Raw genomic sequence first — 16,621 nt, forward strand, 5'->3', positions numbered from 1 at the left:
CTAGTCAAACTTGATTACCATAGGCGGTGAGAGACTGCTCAGATCACGGATCTCGGTCGAGGGGAAGGCGAGGGTTCATGTCGGTGACGCGGCTGCTCGTTCTGGGAGCGGTGCGCCAGCACGGGCGGGCGCACGGCTATCAGGTGCGCAACGACCTGGAGTTCTGGGGGGCGCATCAGTGGTCGACCGCCAAGCCCGGCTCGATCTACCACGCGCTCAAGCAAATGGCGAAGCAGAGCCTGCTGATCGCCCACGAAGTCGCGCCGAGTGCGGCCGGGGGACCGCCGCGCACCGAGTACGAGCTGACGGAGGCCGGCGAGGAGACCTACCTGGAGCTGCTGCGCGGGGCCCTGCGCGCCCACGACGAGCGGATCGACGTGCTGACCAGCGGTGTCGGGTTCATCGTCGATCTGCCGCGGGCGGAGGCGGTGTCCCTGCTCAAGGAACGCGTCGAGGCACTCGACGCCTGGCGGGCCGAGGTGCTCGACCACTGGACGCCCCAGTCGACGCCGGCCGAGTGGGGCCACATCGGCGAGATCATGCGTTTGTGGGTGCACAACGCGGAGAGCAGTGCGGAGTGGACCAGGGGCCTGATCGAGCGCCTGGAGTCCGGCGCCTACGTGATGGCGGGCGAGGGCGAGCGCAGCGTCGAGGTGCTGCCGGAGGGCATGGCCAACCCGTTCGGCTGAGCCGAAGGCCGGACGGGCGGCACCCTGCGCGCGCTCGTTCCGTGCGCCGGGCGCGACGGCTCGGGCGCGACAGGCCGGGCGCGACAGCTCGGGCGCGGCCCCGCTCGTGCGCTCCGCGCGGACAGCCCCTGCACCGGCGGCCCGCTCCGGACGTCACACGAGCTGAACGTCACACGAGTTGACGGAGGCGGTGGATCAGGTCCCGGGTCCCGGACTCGTCGAGGGCTTCCGCCGCCAGCCGGTCCAGCACCACCTGGTAGGCCGCCACCTCCTCCCGCTTGTCCAGGTACAGCGCGCCGGTCAGCTGCTCCAGGTAGACCAGGTCCGGCAGCTCGCGTTCCGCGAAGCGCAGCAGCGTGAACGCGCCGGACTCCGCCACGTGCCCGCCGCGGAAGAACGGCACGACCTGGAGCGTGATGTTGGGGTGCTCGGAGAATTCGAGCAGCGTGCTGAGCTGCCCCTCCATCACGTCGCGCCCGCCGTACGGTCTGCGCAGCGCGGCCTCGTCCAGCACGCAGTGCAGGTGCGGCCCGCTTTCGGAGACCAGCAGCTTCTGCCGCGCCAGCCGCAGCGCGATGCGCCGGTCGACCTCCGTCCGGGACGGCGTGCCCTTGTGGCCGCTCACCACGACCGCGTGCGCGTACTCCTCGGTCTGGAGGAGCCCGTGCACGAACTGCAGTTCATAGGTGCCGATCCGCTCGGCGGCCGCTTCGAGGCCGATGTATGTCTGGAACCAGCTGGGCAGCACGTCGCTGTAGCTGTGCCACCACCCCGCCTGCCCGGAGGAACGGGCGAGGCCGAGCAGCGGCTCGCGCTCGGCCTCGTCGGTCACCCCGTACAGGGTGAGGAGGTCGGCCACGTCCCGCGGTTTGAAGCTGACGCGGCCCAGCTCCATTCTGCTGATCTTCGACTCCGAGGCCCGGATCGAATACCCGGCCTCCTCGCGGGTGACCCCGCGCGCCTCGCGCAGCCGTCGCAGCTGCGAGCCGAGCAGGATACGGCGCACCATGGAGCCGCCGGCCTTCTGACCGCCGGTGGCGTTGGTACCCGATCCCCCCGCCATCCGCTGAGTACTCATGCGCTCCCTCGCCCTCCAACTTCTGCCGGTGCGAAGTCTGCCACTTCAGGGCTTCGTTGGGTGTGCGCCCGGTTACAGCCGATCAATTTTTTTCGTGCACGTGCATCTGCCCTTGCATTTGCCGTGAGCCTTGGGAAGCATGAGTTCTACGCGCCGTGCAGCGGCGCGGCAGTACGTCCTCGCCTCGCCCTCCCGGACGGCGGCGGGGGGAACGGGGGTTGTAACTCATGACGTCAGCCCGCCCAGGACAGCAGTGCCGCCGTCGCATCGCCAGGAGAGCCGCGCCATGGGGACCGAAGGACCGCCCATGCTCGACCTTTTAGGGCATCAGTTCCTTCCGGTCGACATGCGGACACTGTCCGGCACGGCGACGCTCGGTCTGGTGTCGCGGCCCGAGTCGGTCCGGAAGGCACGCGACTTCACGCGCAGCACGCTGCAAGGCTGGCGGCTGCCCGAGCAGTTCGACGCGGTCGCCCTGGTCGTCTCCGAGCTGGTGACGAACGCGCTGCGGCACGGCGTGAGGGCCAGGTCCGCCGACTACGAGCCGGCCGCGCCGCCCGCGGTCGAGCTGGAGCTCATGCGATGTTCACGGCGGCTGATCTGCGCGGTGCGGGACCCCAGCGCGGCGGCCCCCCGGGTCGGTGAGATGGAGGGCGCCGCCGAGTCGGGCCGCGGCCTGCACCTCGTCGAGTGCTTCAGCGACAACTGGGGGTGGCGACCGCTGACCGGCACGCGCCACGGCAAGGTGGTCTGGGCGGTCTTCCGCACCGGCTGACCCGCGGATGGAACGACGGAACGACGGAACGACGGAACAAACGGGGCGCGACGCGGGATCAGCCGAGCAGGTGGTCGAACTCGCCGTCCTTGACGCCGCGTAGCAGCGCCTCGACCTCGGCCGTCGTGTATACGAGCGCCGGCCCCTCCGGGAACCGGGAATTGCGGACGGCCACGTCCCCGCTGGGCAGTTTGGCGAACTCCGCGCACGTCCCCTGCGAGTTGCTGTGGCTGCTCTTGAACCACACCGCGCCCCGGAGCTTATGTGCGGCGATGCCGTTGTACGCGTCGGGCACTGGTCTCTCCCGGTCGTGCGAGTGGTGCATAGGGAGCCCCACGCACAACCATGAGACTCAACTGTCCCAGATCATAACGTCGTTCAATTGCATATGCACGGGATAATGCACGTGCACGACGCGGCGTCGCCGCACCGTCACGCGTGGTCGAGACCACCAGTGAGACGGTTTGCGCCCCCGCACAGTTCCCGTTCGTCACAGAACCGGGTCGAGCAGCTCGTCGAACGCGGAGGCGAGCTGCCGCCACGCGGCGCGCCCCGCCGCATACTCCGCCTCGCTGAGCAGGCACGATGCGAGCATCGCCCGGACCCCGTGCCGGTCGAGCCCGGGTCCGGTGAACACCAGATGCTGCACGCGGTCGCCGAACTCGGGGTCCCAGTCGATCGCCGCCGCCGCCCGCCGGACCGCGGGCGCCATGCTCCACGCCACGTCCGGCAGCGTGGCCAGCCAGGGACCGGCGTTCTCGACGCACAGCGCCCCGCCCGCCGCGTCCCAGGACAGGAGCGTGTCCGGCCGGTCGGCCAGCCAGAACCTGCCGCGGCTGCGCGCCGCCGCGCACGTGAGATCTTCCAGGGCGGCATAGAGCCGTCCGGGGTGGAACGGCCGCCGGTGCCGCCACACCAGCGTTCCGACGCCGCCCTCCTCGGCGTCCTGCGGCAGCAGCGCGCTGGCCGGGTGCTGCCGCTCGGCCGCCGCCGCGACGTCGAACCCGGCCGCGGCGAGCAGCGGGAACGCCGGGTCGGCCACCGAGACCCGTTCGGCGGTGGGGTGGAGCTGTGTCAGCAGCTCCAGGTCACCGGTCGCGAGCGGCTCGTCCCCCTGCACGACGGCCACGACAGTCGCGTATTCGAGCTGCCGCGCCCAGGTGTCCGCGACGGTCCGCTGGTCGGTCGCCGCGGCGGCGAGCCCGCCGTCCGCCAGGTCGTCGCCGCAGGACAGGTAGGGCAGGACGAGCGCGGGATCGACGGCCGTCACCACGCCCGCCAGCCGCAGAACGCCCGCCGCGTGCTCGACGACGACCTCGGCCATGGAACGCGGCTCGACGGAATCCCACAGCTCGACGACGGCGAGTGCGCAGGTCCGCCCGTCGGCCAGCCGCCGCAGCTCGGGCACGAGATCCTCGCGCAGCGCGCAGCACGCGCAGCCGTTCACCAGCGCGGCTTCGGCCGCCTCCCGCACGCCCGTGGCGTCCCGGACGGTGCGGGTGACGGTGCCGCGCACCGCGCCGGTCAGGTCGTGGTGGAGCGCGACACTGTCCGGCACGGCCCGCAGCAGCTGTTCGACGGCGTCGCGGCGCGCCTCGGCGTGCAGTCCAGCGACCAGAACGACGGGCAGCGCCGACGCGCGCATCAACGCTCCCCCCGCTTGCCGTACCGGCGCTCGAACCGCTCCACGCGCCCCGCGGTGTCCAGCACGCGCGCGGTGCCGGTGTAGAAGGCGTGGCTGGCCGAGGAGATCTCCACGTCGATGACGGGGTACGTCTCACCGTCCTCCCACTCGATCGTGCGGTCACTGGTCGCGGTCGAACGCGTCAGGAAGGCGAAACCTGCGGCGCGGTCCCGGAAGACGACCGGCCGGTACTCGGGGTGGATGCCGGGCTTCATGGCGGCTCCTTTCCGCAGCGGGGAGGGCGCTCCGGGTCGGTCCCGGGCGCCGTCGGCGAGGTACGTGTACCCGGTGGCCGCCAGGGCTGACAGCCGGACGGGGACCGTTCCGCGCCGCTTCGCCACTATACAGAAACGGAAACCATTTTCATTAAGAGGAGGATCACACCGACTCGCGGCCCGGGCAGCCGGGGCGTGCCGCACCGGCGCGGGGCGCGGGGTTTCGTGCTCCACTGGGAACGGAACGAGGGGTGATGCCGATGTCACGGACGGTTCCCAGGGAAGCACGAGGGCGGCGAAGGACGCGGGCCCTGGCCGTGTGCGCGCTGCTGGCGGCGCTCGCGGCGGCGGGCGCCGCCGGGTGCCAGGTCGAGGACGGGGACGAGGACGGCGGCGAGCGCAGATCCCCGTTCACCGGGCGGCCCGCGGAGCGCGGTGCGCCCGTGCTCGCCGTCAAGATCGACAACGCCCCGCAGGCCAGGCCGCACACCGGGCTCGGCGAGGCCGACCTCGTCTACGTCGAGCAGGTGGAGGCCGGGCTCAGCCGGCTGGTGGCCGTCTACGCGAGCCGGCTGCCCGACCGCGTCGGCCCGGTGCGCAGCGCGCGGGAGTCGGATCTGGAGCTGCTGCGGCAGTTCGGGGAGCCGGCGCTCGCGTACTCGGGTGTGCAGAGCAGGCTGCGGGAGGCCGTCGAGGACGCGCCGCTGTTCCCCGTGTCGCCGGACGCGGCACCGGACGCCTACCGGCGCGACGAGGCGCGGGCCGCGCCGCACAACCTGTACGTGCGCCCCGCCGCCGTACTCGACGCGGCGCCCGGGGCGAGCGCCGCGGACGACATCGGGTTCACGTTCGGCGCGCCGCCGGAGGAGGGCGGCGAGGAGGCGGCGAGCCACCGCGTGGCCTATCCGAACGCCGCCTTCGACTTCACGTGGTCCGCGGACCTGGAGGCGTGGGAGGTCGCGATGGACGGCACCCAGGCGCCCGGCGTGGCCCCGGCGACCGTCGTCGTGCAGGAGGTCACCGTCCGGGAGTCCGATTATCACGACTACCTGGGCAACTTCACGCCCTACACGGAGACGGTCGGCTCGGGCGAGGCGGTCGTGCTGCGCGACGGGCGCGCGTTCGCCGCGGAGTGGGAGCGGCGGAGCGAGCGTTCCGGCACGGAGTTCACGACGCCGGACGGGAGTCCGCTGAACTTCGCGCCCGGCCAGGTGTGGGTGGTGTACGCGCAAGCCTGACGAGAGCGGGCGTCAGCGCGAGGCTGACCAGCAGCGAGGCCGCCGCCATCACGCCCATCGCCCCGCCGGGCGGCAGCCACTGCGCCACGGCCCCGGCCAGCGAGGCCCCGACGGCCTGCATGGTCATCGTGCCCGCGGACTGGAGGCCGAGCGCCTGCCCGCGCACGTTCTCCGGCGTGCGCGCGATCAGCTGTTCCTGGAGCAGCAGGGAGGCGCTGTAACCGGTGCAGGCGATCAGCGCGGCCGCGGCGGCGAGCGGGAGCGGCAGCCGCAGCGTCGCCGGGAGGGCGAAGAGGAGGAACGGAACGGCCAGCAGCAGCCGCAGCGGCGTGATCAGCCGCGGGCGCCAGGCGGCGGGCACGAACCGGCCCATCGCCGCGTCCCCGATCAGCATGCCGAGTGCGGCGGCCACGAACAGGACGCCCGCCGCGTCCGGTGCGTACGGCACGAACAGCGCCTCGCAGCCGACGATCAGCCCGTTGGGCACCCACAGCGCGAGGTAGAGGGACCGGCGCGCGGGGCAGGACATGAGGCGGCGGTTGACGCGCCAGGTCTCGCGGACCGAGGCCCTGCCGGTGCCGGCCGGCGGCCGGTCGGCGAGGCCGAGGCGCGTGACGAGGGCCGAGAGCGCGAAGAGGGCCGCGGAGATCAGCAGCGCCCCGCGTGCGGAGGCGAACGCGATGAGCAGGCCGCCCACCGCGAATCCGCCGATCTGGGTCAGGCCGCTCGCCATGGCGAAGACGGAACGGCCCAGCACGTAGCCGCCGTCCGGCAGCATCCGCAGCAGCAGGCCCCAGCGCAGGCCGCCGGTGACGGAGGTGACCAGGCCGGTGCCGAGGATGACCAGCAGCGTCGCCCAGACCGGCAGCCCGGGGACGGCGAGCAGCAGCGCCCCGCCCCCGAACAGCAGCGGGGCGGCGGTCAGCACGGCGCGCGGCCGGAGCCGGTCGGCGGCGGACATCAGCAGGGTGGCGCCCGCAACCTGCGAGAACGAGGCGCCGAACATGCTGACCGCGGAGAGCAGCGGTGAGCCGGTCGACTCGTAGACGAGGGTGCCGAGCGCGAGTCCCTCGACGGTGCCGGCGGCGATCTGGACGCCGGTCGCGGTGAAGAGGGGAGTGAATCCGGGCACCCGGAACAGTTCGCGGTAGGTCTGCATGCCGGGCAGTCTCGGAGCGCCGCGGCGGGGGGCGGTACGTTTTCGCCGGGAGGCGAAACTTCGCGATGGGCGTATGGCTGGTGGGGGCGGATGTGCTGGCGCGGAGCCGGTTCGCGGTCTCCGCACTCTCCGAGACGCTCGCGACGCTGCTGGCGCTGGCGGGCGCGGGCACCCAGCCGGGCCGTGAACGGCAGCTCGCCGCGCACCGCGCGGCGTTCCGGGCGCTGCTGGCGCGGGAGCCGTTCGCCGCGCAGTTCGTGGCACACGCGCTGCGCCCGCGCTGGCTGCCGGACTTCCTCGTCGTCCCGCCGCTGCCGGGGGACGTGACGTTCCACGACGAGCTGCGGCGGCTGCGGGCGACGCCGCGGGCGGTCGTGCACGCCGATCTGGCCGAAGGGCGGCACAGGAACGGGGACGGCGGGCCGCCGCCGCCCGCCTGGGACGTGCCGGACCCGGCGGGGCGCGCCGCGGACCTGCTGGAGTGGGTGTGGGAGCGCGCGGTGCGCGCGGACTGGGCGCGGCACCGGCGGCTGTTCGAGGCGGACATCGTCTCCAGGACGCAGGCGCTGAGCGCGGGCGGCTGGGCGGCGGCGCTGGGCGGCCTGCGCCCGGGGATGCGCTGGCTGGGCGACGGGCGGTTGCGGATCAACGCGTACGCGTACCCGCCGCGCGATCTGGCGGCGGCGCAGCTCCTCTTCATCCCGACGACGAGCCCGCGGGGCTGGGTCGGCTGGGAGGAGCCGCACCGGTACGCGGTCATCTACCCGTGCGCGGGGCTGCTCGCGGAGCGCGCGCCCGCCGCCGCGCCGCCCGAGGCGCTGGGGAGGCTGATCGGCCCGGCGCGCGCGACGCTTCTCGCGGCGCTCGCCGCGCCGCGCAGTACGACGCAGCTCGTCGCGCTCACCGGTTTCGCGCTGGGCTCGGTGGGCGGCCATCTGCGGGTGCTGCGGGACGCGGGCCTGGTCAGCCGCCGCAGGTCCGGCCGTTCCGTGCTGTATTACCGCACCGCGCTGGGCGACGCGCTGGCCGGGGCCGAGACCGGGGCCGAGACCGGGGCCGGGCCGTCGCCGCCCTGAGCGTCGGTTGACTTAAAGCATTATTGAAGTTCTAGGCTTCCGGTCATGAGCATGGAGATGACCGCATGGAACGCCCTCTACAACGCCAGACACGCCAAGGACGATCAACGGCCGTTCTCCCGGGAGACCTTCCGGCGCATCGCCGGGTTCGCGCGCCCCCATCGGGGGGCGCTCGTGTGGTTCCTCGTGCTGAGCGTCGGCTCGGCGCTGCTCGCCGTGGCCACCCCGGTGCTCGCCGGTCGCGTCGTCAACGCCATCACCGACGGCGCGGCGGAGCGCACAGTCGTCTCGCTCGCCCTGCTGATCGCCGGTATCGCCGTCGCCGAGGCAGGCGTCGGTCTGCTCGCCCGCTGGCTCTCGGCCCGCATCGGCGAGGGGCTGATCCTCGACCTGCGCACCGCGGTCTACGACCACGTGCAGAAGATGCCGATCGCGTTCTTCACCAGGACCAGGACCGGCGCCCTGGTCAGCCGCCTCAACTCGGACGTGATCGGGGCGCAGCGCGCGTTCAGCGGCACGCTCTCCGGTGTGCTCGGCAACGTGGTGATGCTGGTGCTCACGTTCGGCGTGATGCTCAGCATCAGCTGGCAGATCACGCTGCTCGCGCTGCTGCTGCTGCCGGTGTTCGTGCTGCCCGCCCGCCGCATGGGCGCGCGGCTGGCCCGGCTGTCGCGCGAGGCGGCCAACCACAACGCGGTGATGTCCACGCAGATGACGGAACGCTTCTCGGCGCCGGGCGCGACGCTGGTGAAGCTGTACGGGCGGCCGGCGGAGGAGTCCGCGGAGTTCGCCGCCCGCGCCGGGCGGGTGCGGGACATCGGCATCAGGACCGCAATGCTCCAGATGGTGTTCGTCACCTCCCTGACCCTGGTCTCCGCGCTCGCCCTCGCCCTGGTGTACGGCCTCGGCGGCTGGTACGCGCTGCGCGGCGGACTCGACTCGGGCGCGGTGGTGGCGCTGGCCATGCTGCTCACCCGGCTGTACGCGCCGCTGACCGCGCTGGCCAGCGCGCGGGTCGAGGTGATGAGTGCCCTGGTCAGCTTCCAGCGGGTGTTCGAGGTGCTTGACCTGAAGCCGCTGATCGAGGAGCGGGCCGACGCCAGGCCGGTGCCGCCGGGGCCGGTGTCCGTCGAGTTCGACGCGGTGGACTTCGCCTACCCCGCGGCCGACCGGGTCTCGCTGGCGTCCCTGGAAGAGGTCGCCACGCTGGACACGCGCGGCGGCGAGCAGGTGCTGCACGGGGTGTCGTTCCGCGCGGAGCCGGGGCAGCTGATCGCCCTGGTCGGCTCCTCGGGCGCGGGCAAGTCCACCATCGCCCAGCTGACGCCGCGGCTGTACGACGCCGACCGCGGCGCGGTCCGCATCGGCGGCGTGGACGTGCGCGACCTCACCGCGGAGTCGCTGCGCGGCACGCTGGGCATGGTCACCCAGGACGGCCACCTCTTCCACGACACGATCCGCGCGAACCTGCTGCTCGTCCGCCCGGAGGCGGCGGACGAGGAGCTGTGGGACGCGCTGCGCAGGGCGCGGCTGGAAACGCTGATCGCCGCGCTGCCCGACGGCCTGGACACGGTGGTGGGCGAGCGCGGCTACCGGCTCTCCGGCGGCGAACGGCAGCGGCTGACGATTGCCCGGCTGCTGCTGGCCCGGCCGCGGGTGGTGATCCTGGACGAGGCGACCGCGCACCTGGACGCCACCTCGGAGGCGGCGGTGCAGGAGGCGCTGGCCGAGGCGCTCGCGGGGCGCACCTCGGTGGTCATCGCGCACCGGCTCTCCACGGTGCGGGCGGCCGACCTCATCCTGGTGGTCGAGGGCGGGCGCATCGTCGAACGCGGCACGCACGACGAGCTGTTGGCCGCCGACGGCCGGTACGGGGAGCTGTACCGCACGCAGTTCGAGACGCATGTCGAGGAACGGGTGACGGCAGGGGTTCCGGCGGTGGTCCCGGCGGTGGTCCCGGCGGGCGGGGAGCCCGTCGGCTGACGGCCCGTCGGGCGGGTCTCCCCCGGTCGGCGCACTTCAGCGGGCGGCGCCTCCACAGCGCACACAACATGATCATATGACCCTCAGCCTTGATCATCTTCGCCGCTGCGCCGTGGCCGCGGACCTCGGCGCCGCCCGCACCCGCGTCTACGCCAAACAACACGGCCTGATCGTCGACGAACCCTCCGTCGTCGCCATGAACACCAAGACCGGAGCACTCATCGCCGTCGGCGCCCCCGCCGAGCGGATGGCCGGGCGCACCCCGGCCAACATCCGCGTCATCCGGCCCGTCAACGGGGGCACCGTCGTCGATATCGAGATGGCGCAGCGCATGCTGCGCGCCATGGTCGGCGCCAAGCTGCGCCGCACCTGGCGCCTGCGCCCGCTGCTGCGCGCCGCCGTGTGCATCCCGCACGACGCCGACCCGCTCGCCAGGCGGGCGGCGCTGGAGACCCTCGTCGGGCTCGGCGCCCGCCGCGTGGAACTGGTGGACAGCCTGATCACCGCGGGCATCGGCTGCGGCCTGCCCGTCGAGGAGCCGGAGGCCACGCTGATCGTGCAGGTCGGCGCCGCCACCACGGAGATCGCGGTGCTCTCGCTCGGCTCCATCGTCGCGGCCGACAAGGTCCCCATGGGCGGCGAGACGATCGACCGCGCCCTGGTCCAGCACCTGCGCAACCAGCACGAACTGCTGCTGCCCAGCCAGGCCGTCCGCCCGCTGCACGCGGCGCTGGCCGGCCCGTTCCCGCGGGTCACCGAGGTATCTGGGCGCGATGTCGCCACCGGCCTCGCCCGCACCGTCAAGGTCGACCCGGAGGAGCTGCGGGCCGCGGTGCAGCCGCCGCTGACCGGGCTGCTCGACACGATCCGCGCGGTGCTGCACCGCTGCCCGCCCGACCTGGTCGCCGACCTCGCCGAACGCGGCGTGACGCTGACCGGCGGCGCCGCGCGCCTCCCCGGCCTCGACACCGCGATCCGCGGCAACACCGGCATGCCCGTCAACGTGGCCGAGGAGCCGGGGCTGTGCGCCGTGCAGGGCCTGGGCGCCCTCATCGAGGGCAAGGTCAGGCCGCTGGGCCGGCCGGGCCCGCGCGGCGGCCGCGGCGCCGGCTTCCGGCAGCGGCGCCGCGCGCAGGCGCAGGGCGCCGCGGAACGGACGGCGGAACTTCCGGCGCCGGCGGCCGACACGGCGCGCGCGGCCGGTGTCGCAGCCGGTGCCGCGGCCGGTGCCGACGCGGCGCGCGCGGACGAACGCGAGGCCGCCAGGTCCTGACCGCGCGCCCCGCGCGTACGATGCGCGGCCATGAACGCAGCCGCCGAAGGCCCGGGACCGCGCCGCGGTCCCGGCCGCCCGCCGTGGCCGGTGCTCGCGGCCGTCGCGCTCGGCGGCGGCCTCGGCGCGGCCGGGCGCTACGGCGCCGGCCGCCTGTGGCCGGTGCCGCCGCACGGGTTCCCCTGGACCACGTTCGGGGTGAACGCGCTGGGGTGCGCGCTGATCGGCGTGCTGATGGTCGTGGTCACCGAGGCGCGCACGGCGCACCCGCTGGTGCGCCCGTTCCTCGGCACGGGCGTGCTCGGCGGGTTCACCACCTTCTCCACCTACGCCCTGGACGTCGAACGCCTGATGAGCGACGGGCACCCGCGCCCGGCGCTCGCCTACCTGATCCTGACCCCGGCGGCGGCGCTGACTGCGGTGTGGCTCGCCGCGGCGGCGACCCGCCGCCTGACCGTGCGGAGGGCCCGATGAAGACGGAACCGGCACTGCGGCTGACCGTGGTCGTCACCGAGACCGACGTGTGGCGGCACCGGCCGGTGTACAGCGAGATCGTGCGCCGGGCGCACGACGCGGGCCTGGCCGGGGCCAGCGTGTTCCGCGGGATGGAGGGCTTCGGCGCCTCCTCGACGATCCACACCGCCCGCATGCTCTCGCTCAGCGAGGAACTGCCGGTCGCCGTCGTGATCGTCGACGCCCCCGCGCGGGTCCGCGCGTTCCTGCCGCGGCTCACCGGGCTGGTGGACGCGGGGCTCGTCACCCTGGAGGACACCGAGGTGATCCACGCGTGAACTGGCTGCTGGTCGTCGTGGGCGGCGCCGTCGGCGCGCCGCTGCGCTACCTGACCGACCGCGCGGTTCAGGCGCGGCACGACACGGTCTTCCCGTGGGGAACGTTCGCCGTCAACGTGGCGGGCTGCGCGCTGATCGGCCTGCTCACCGGGGCGGCCACCGCGCTGGGGCTGCTGCTCGGCACCGGCCTGTGCGGCGCGCTGACGACGTACTCGACGTTCTCCTGGGAGACGCTGCGGCTGGTCGGGACGGGTGCGCGGCTGACCGCCGCGGCGAACGTCGCCGGCAGCGCGCTGGCGGGCCTCGCCGCGGTGTCCGCGGGCGCGGCCGTCGCCGAGGCGTGGTGGGCGGCGCCCTGACCCGGCCCGGCGCGGCGGGAAGACCGGGCGGGCGCGGCACGCGGGGGGCGGCAGGGGACAATGGGCAGCGACCACCGTGAGAGCGCGAAAGAAGGCGTGAGGGTTCATGACCACGCACTACGACGTCGTCGTCCTGGGCGCGGGCCCGGGGGGCTACACCGCGGCGGTCCGCGCCAGCCAGCTGGGGCTGCGGACCGCGGTCGTCGAGGAGAAGTACTGGGGCGGTGTGTGCCTGAACGTCGGGTGCATCCCGTCCAAGGCCCTGCTGCGCAACGCCGAGTTGGCGCACCTGTTCACGCACGAGGCGAAGACCTTCGGCATCCGTGCCGAGGGCGCCGTCACCTTCGACTACGGCGCGGCGTTCCAGCGCAGCCGCAAGGTGGCGGAGGGCCGCGTCAGCGGCGTGCACTACCTGATGAAGAAGAACGGCATCACGGAGTACGACGGGCGCGGCACGTTCACCGACGCCCGCACCCTCCAGGTGGCGCTGAGCTCGGGCGGCACCGAGACCGTGACGTTCGACCACTGCATCATCGCCGCGGGCGCGACGACCAAGCTGCTGCCCGGTACCTCCCTCAGCGAACGCGTCGTCACCTACGAGGAGCAGATCCTTACCGAGGAGCTGCCCGGCAGCGTCGTCATCGCCGGCGCGGGCGCGATCGGCGTCGAGTTCGCCTACGTCCTGCACAACTACGGCGTCAAGGTGACGATCGTCGAGTTCCTTGACCGGCTGGTGCCGCTCGAGGACGCCGAGGTCTCCAAGGAGCTGGCCCGCCAGTACCGCAAGCTCGGCATCCAGGTCCTCACCTCCACCCGCGTCGACGCCATCGACGACTCCGACCCGAGCTCCCCGGTGCGCGTCACCGTGACGAACGGCAAGGGCGAACAGCAGGTGCTGGAGACCGACAAGGTGCTCCAGGCGATCGGCTTCGCGCCGCGCGTGGAGGGCTACGGCCTGGAGAACACGGGCGTGGCCCTGACCGAGCGGAAGGCGATCGACATCGACGGCCGCTGCCGCACCAGCGTTCCGCACATCTTTGCGATCGGCGACGTGACGGCGAAGCTCATGCTGGCGCACGCGGCCGAGTCCATGGGCATCGTCGCGGCCGAGACGATCGGCGGCGCGGAGACGATGGAGCTGGACTACCCGATGATCCCGCGGGCCACCTACTGCCAGCCGCAGATCGCCAGCTTCGGCTTCACGGAGGAGCAGGCCAAGGAGCGCGGCTTCGACGTGAAGACGGTGAAGTTCCCGTTCACGGCGAACGGCAAGGCGCACGGCCTCGGTCAGCCCTCCGGCTTCGTCAAGATCATCAGCGACAGCACGCACGGCGAGCTGATCGGCGCGCACCTGATCGGCCCCGAGGTGACCGAGCTGCTGCCGGAGCTGACCCTGGCCCAGCAGTGGGACCTCACGGTGCACGAGGTCGCCCGCAACGTCCACGCCCACCCGACGCTGGGCGAGGCCGTGAAGGAGGCCATCCACGGCCTGGCCGGGCACATGATCAACATGTGACCCCCGGCTGACGCCGCCTCGAACGGCCCGCTCCCGACCGGCGTCGGGGCGGGCCGTTCTGGTCGTTGTCGGCCGTTGCAGGTCGTCTCGGGCCGTCGTCGCACGGCCCGGAGACGGCCCGGGAAGGGGAGGCGAGAACCTCCGCTCAGGCGGGCGAGCGGCCGACGGCCAGCGGGTGGGAACTGGCGGCGGGGAGTTCGGGGTAAGGCTCCGCCAATCGGGCGGCCGTGAGCGCAGATCGGAAGCGGGAGCATGTGCGGGCGCAGCTGCGCCCGCGGCCCTCGGCGCGGCGAGGCCCTACCGGAGGAGCCACGCATGCTCGTGCCGGGAGGCCAGGGCCGCCGGGTCATCGGGGCCCAGGACACGCGCCCGGTCAGCCGCGACCTCGCCCATCAAACGCGCCGCCGCCGCGGGGCCCGCGGTCCGGGTGGCTTCCTCGGCCTGTTGGTGACGGCTGTCGAGATCTTCCCGTTCCGTGTCGGCGTGCTCGGTGCAGGGAGCCGTGCCGCCCGTCTCGCGCTCCTGGACGAGGGTGGTCACCGCCGCGGGCCGCGGGAGGGTGTTCGGGAAGTCCGGGTCCCCGCGGGCGCCGATCCGCTCGATGAGCTCCGCCGTGGTGGGCCGCTCGGCGGGGTCCTTCGCCAGGCAGGCGGCGACCAAGTCGCGAACGGGGCCGGGCGGCACCCCATCGAGCTGCGGCTGGCCGGCGACCACACGATGGAGGACCGCCAGCGGCGGGCCCTCACCGAACGGCGGGCTGCCACCAGCGGCGAAGGCGAGCACGCCGCCCGACGCGAAAACGTCACGGGGCGTCGTTCAGCGCGTTCGGCTACTCCCACCGTCGTACGCGCCCGGTGCCGGGCGCGCCTACGGTGGGGGGATGGGCGTGGAACTGCTGCTCACCGTCGCCGTCGGGTGCGTGACCGCCGCCGATCTCGCCAGCAACGTGCCGGGGTCGCGCGAGGACGACTGGATCAGCTGGGCGCTGCTCGCGGTCACCGTGCTCGGGCTGCTCGCGCACCGGCGCAAGCCGCTGCTCGCCGCCGTGGTGACGGGGGCCGCGAGCCTGACGTGGACGTTGTACGGCCACATCGGTGAGCTGCTGAACCTGCCGGTGATGGTCGCCCTGTACTTCGTGGCGGTGCAGGGCGACCGGCGCCGGACGCTGCGCGTCGCGGTGGTGGGCGCGCTGCTCTCGGGCGCCGCCGCGGTGATCTCGGGGCAGGAGGAGGGGGCGGTGCCGTCCCCGGTGCTGGAGATGCTCATTCCGCTGGTTCCGCTGCTGCTGGGCGAGGTGGTGCGCGGCCGGCACGAGCTGGCCCGGCGCGCCGAGGTGGAGCACCGGCACGAGACGACGCGCCGGTTGCGCGAGGAGCGCGTGCGGATCGCCCGCGAGTTGCACGACGTGGTGGCGCACACCGTCTCGGCGATGACCGTGCAGGCCGGGGTCGCGCTCGACGCGTTCGACCGCAGACCCGAGGTGGCGCGGGCCGCGCTCCAGCAGGTGCGGGACTCGGGCAAGGAGGCGGTGCGCGAGCTGCGCACGACGGTGACGATCCTCCGCGAGAACGACACCGACGCACCCGCCGCGCCCGCGCCGCGGCTGGCCCAGCTGGCGGAGCTGACCGAACGCCTCCCGCTGCCGGTGACGCTGCACCTCGCGGCCGGCCCGCCGTCGGCCGGACCGCTGCCGCCGGTGGTGGAGCTGACCGCCTACCGCATCGTGCAGGAGGCGCTGACCAACGTGGTGAAGCACTCGAACGCGCGCCACGCCGCCGTGTCCGTGCGCGCCGCGGACGGCCGGCTGCTGGTGGAGGTGACCGACGACGGCCCCGGGGGCGCGCACGCGGGCGGCGGCACGGGGTTCGGGCTGCTCGGCATGCGCGAACGGGCCACGGCGGTGGGCGGCAGCCTGGAGTACGGGGTCGTGCCAGGCGGCGGCTTCCGGGTCAGCGCGAGCCTGCCCGCGGCCTCCCTGTGGTCCGCGGCGCGGGGCGCGGCATGACCGCGCCACGCGTCCGCGTCGTGCTGGCCGACGACCAGACCGTCGTCAGGGCCGGTTTCCGCGCGCTGCTCGACCTGACGGACGACCTGGTGGTGGTCGCGGAGGCGGCGGACGGCGCGCAGGCGGTGGAGGCGGTCCGCACCACGCGGCCCGACGTGGTGCTGATGGACATCAGGATGCCGCGGATGGACGGCCTCGCCGCGACGCGGGCGATCGCCGCGGACCCGGCCCTGGACGGGGTCGCGGTGCTGGTGCTGACGACCTTCGAGGCGGACGAGTACGTTTTCGAGTCGCTGCGCCGCGGCGCGGCCGGCTTCCTGCTGAAGGACATCGATCCCGACGACCTGCGAGACGCGATCCGCACGGTCGCCGCGGGCCGCAGCCTCCTCGCGCCCGCGGTGACCCGCCGGGTGATCGAGGAGTTCGCGCGGCTGCGCGCACCGCTGGCCGACGGCGCGGCCCGGCTGGCGCCGCTGACCGCGCGGGAACGCGAGGTGATGGCCCTGGTCGCGGCCGGTCTTTCCAACGAGGAGATCGGCAGGAGGCTGCTGATGTCCCCGCTGACGGCCAAGACGCACGTCAGCCGCGCCATGACGAAGCTGGGCGCGCGCGATCGCGCCCAGCTGGTCGTCCTCGCCTACGAAACGGGCCTGGTGCGCGCCGGGGACCCCGGCCGTTCCGCGGGGTAGCGGCGGCGGGCGTCGGCTGTCGGCGGTGGGGGTACTCCCGGCGCAGTAGCGGGCGACTCCGCTCGGCAGATGGCGGGGCGGGCGCGGCTGC

At 73.8% G+C, this 16,621-nt stretch carries 17 protein-coding genes and 2 pseudogenes; 12 read left to right on the forward strand and 7 right to left on the reverse strand.

Annotated features, from left to right (window positions below; genetic code table 11):
• The first annotated feature begins 77 nt into the window (after positions 1-77).
• Positions 78-689, forward strand: coding sequence for a PadR family transcriptional regulator (locus tag STBA_RS15305; protein WP_077059785.1), 612 nt, complete (start codon positions 78-80; stop codon positions 687-689).
• Positions 690-858: 169 nt separating this feature from the next.
• Here the strand turns inward: STBA_RS15305 and STBA_RS15310 are convergent, their stop codons facing one another.
• Positions 859-1,698, reverse strand: coding sequence for a helix-turn-helix transcriptional regulator (locus tag STBA_RS15310; protein WP_079252406.1), 840 nt, complete (start codon positions 1,696-1,698; stop codon positions 859-861).
• A 355-nt stretch (positions 1,699-2,053) separates the two neighbouring features.
• Here STBA_RS15310 and STBA_RS15315 point away from each other — a divergent pair, with 355 nt between their 5' ends.
• Positions 2,054-2,542 carry an ATP-binding protein gene (locus STBA_RS15315; RefSeq protein ID WP_077059787.1) on the forward strand — a complete coding sequence of 163 codons (489 nt, stop codon included), beginning with the start codon at positions 2,054-2,056 and terminating at the stop codon, positions 2,540-2,542.
• A 58-nt stretch (positions 2,543-2,600) separates the two neighbouring features.
• Here the strand turns inward: STBA_RS15315 and STBA_RS15320 are convergent, their stop codons facing one another.
• The 3 genes from STBA_RS15320 to STBA_RS15330 all read right to left on the reverse strand — a co-directional run bounded on the left by STBA_RS15320 (position 2,601) and on the right by STBA_RS15330 (position 4,441).
• On the reverse strand, positions 2,601-2,867 hold the full coding sequence (locus STBA_RS15320) for a DUF397 domain-containing protein (protein WP_077059788.1): 267 nt from the start codon (positions 2,865-2,867) through the stop codon (positions 2,601-2,603).
• Between the two features lie 165 nt (positions 2,868-3,032).
• A complete protein-coding gene (locus STBA_RS15325) occupies positions 3,033-4,187 on the reverse strand; it encodes a GTP-binding protein (RefSeq protein ID WP_077059789.1) in 1,155 nt (384 codons plus the stop codon).
• The gene (locus tag STBA_RS15330) at positions 4,187-4,441 is read right to left on the reverse strand and encodes a type B 50S ribosomal protein L31 (RefSeq protein WP_077063345.1); all 255 of its coding nucleotides are present in this window, start codon (positions 4,439-4,441) and stop codon (positions 4,187-4,189) included. Before STBA_RS15330 ends, STBA_RS15325 begins: the two co-directional genes overlap by 1 nt.
• Before the next feature lie 260 nt (positions 4,442-4,701).
• On the opposite strand from STBA_RS15330, the gene STBA_RS15335 reads away from it, so the two are divergent.
• Positions 4,702-5,679, forward strand: coding sequence for a DUF3048 domain-containing protein (locus STBA_RS15335; RefSeq protein WP_171987717.1), 978 nt, complete (start codon positions 4,702-4,704; stop codon positions 5,677-5,679).
• On the opposite strand, the gene STBA_RS15340 is transcribed toward STBA_RS15335, so the two are convergent.
• Positions 5,609-6,838: a hypothetical protein gene (locus tag STBA_RS15340; protein WP_077059791.1), complete on the reverse strand. Its 1,230-nt coding sequence runs from the start codon at positions 6,836-6,838 to the stop codon at positions 5,609-5,611. The genes STBA_RS15335 and STBA_RS15340 overlap by 71 nt on opposite strands.
• 65 nt (positions 6,839-6,903) lie before the next feature.
• Here STBA_RS15340 and STBA_RS15345 point away from each other — a divergent pair, with 65 nt between their 5' ends.
• The 7 genes and pseudogenes from STBA_RS15345 to lpdA all read left to right on the forward strand — a co-directional run bounded on the left by STBA_RS15345 (position 6,904) and on the right by lpdA (position 13,836).
• A complete protein-coding gene (locus STBA_RS15345) occupies positions 6,904-7,914 on the forward strand; it encodes a helix-turn-helix domain-containing protein (RefSeq protein ID WP_077059792.1) in 1,011 nt (336 codons plus the stop codon).
• A gap of 45 nt (positions 7,915-7,959) precedes the next feature.
• A complete protein-coding gene (locus STBA_RS15350; RefSeq protein ID WP_077059793.1) occupies positions 7,960-9,897 on the forward strand; it encodes an ABC transporter ATP-binding protein in 1,938 nt (645 codons plus the stop codon).
• A gap of 76 nt (positions 9,898-9,973) precedes the next feature.
• Positions 9,974-10,972: pseudogene (locus STBA_RS15355) on the forward strand (rod shape-determining protein); the annotation flags it as partial.
• A 228-nt stretch (positions 10,973-11,200) separates the two neighbouring features.
• Positions 11,201-11,644: a fluoride efflux transporter CrcB gene (gene crcB, locus STBA_RS15360; RefSeq protein WP_077059794.1), complete on the forward strand. Its 444-nt coding sequence runs from the start codon at positions 11,201-11,203 to the stop codon at positions 11,642-11,644.
• Positions 11,641-11,961: a DUF190 domain-containing protein gene (locus STBA_RS15365; RefSeq protein WP_077059795.1), complete on the forward strand. Its 321-nt coding sequence runs from the start codon at positions 11,641-11,643 to the stop codon at positions 11,959-11,961. Before crcB ends, STBA_RS15365 begins: the two co-directional genes overlap by 4 nt.
• A complete protein-coding gene (locus STBA_RS15370; RefSeq protein ID WP_077059796.1) occupies positions 11,958-12,320 on the forward strand; it encodes a CrcB family protein in 363 nt (120 codons plus the stop codon). Before STBA_RS15365 ends, STBA_RS15370 begins: the two co-directional genes overlap by 4 nt.
• A gap of 106 nt (positions 12,321-12,426) precedes the next feature.
• Complete coding sequence (gene lpdA, locus STBA_RS15375; RefSeq protein ID WP_077059797.1) at positions 12,427-13,836, forward strand: dihydrolipoyl dehydrogenase; 1,410 nt, start codon at positions 12,427-12,429, stop codon at positions 13,834-13,836.
• Positions 13,837-13,981: 145 nt separating this feature from the next.
• Here the strand turns inward: lpdA and STBA_RS38825 are convergent.
• Positions 13,982-14,080 (reverse strand): annotated as a pseudogene (locus tag STBA_RS38825) (SAM-dependent methyltransferase); the annotation flags it as partial.
• Positions 14,081-14,133: 53 nt separating this feature from the next.
• A complete protein-coding gene (locus tag STBA_RS15380) occupies positions 14,134-14,619 on the reverse strand; it encodes a hypothetical protein (RefSeq protein ID WP_077059798.1) in 486 nt (161 codons plus the stop codon).
• A gap of 97 nt (positions 14,620-14,716) precedes the next feature.
• Here STBA_RS15380 and STBA_RS15385 point away from each other — a divergent pair, with 97 nt between their 5' ends.
• Positions 14,717-15,841 carry a sensor histidine kinase gene (locus tag STBA_RS15385; protein ID WP_077059799.1) on the forward strand — a complete coding sequence of 375 codons (1,125 nt, stop codon included), beginning with the start codon at positions 14,717-14,719 and terminating at the stop codon, positions 15,839-15,841.
• Positions 15,838-16,530: a response regulator transcription factor gene (locus tag STBA_RS15390; RefSeq protein ID WP_077063346.1), complete on the forward strand. Its 693-nt coding sequence runs from the start codon at positions 15,838-15,840 to the stop codon at positions 16,528-16,530. Before STBA_RS15385 ends, STBA_RS15390 begins: the two co-directional genes overlap by 4 nt.
• Positions 16,531-16,621: the final 91 nt, after the last annotated feature.

The organism is Streptomyces sp. MP131-18 (genome assembly GCF_001984575.1).
GTDB classification, from domain to species: Bacteria; Actinomycetota; Actinomycetes; order Streptomycetales; family Streptomycetaceae; genus Streptomyces; species Streptomyces johnsoniae.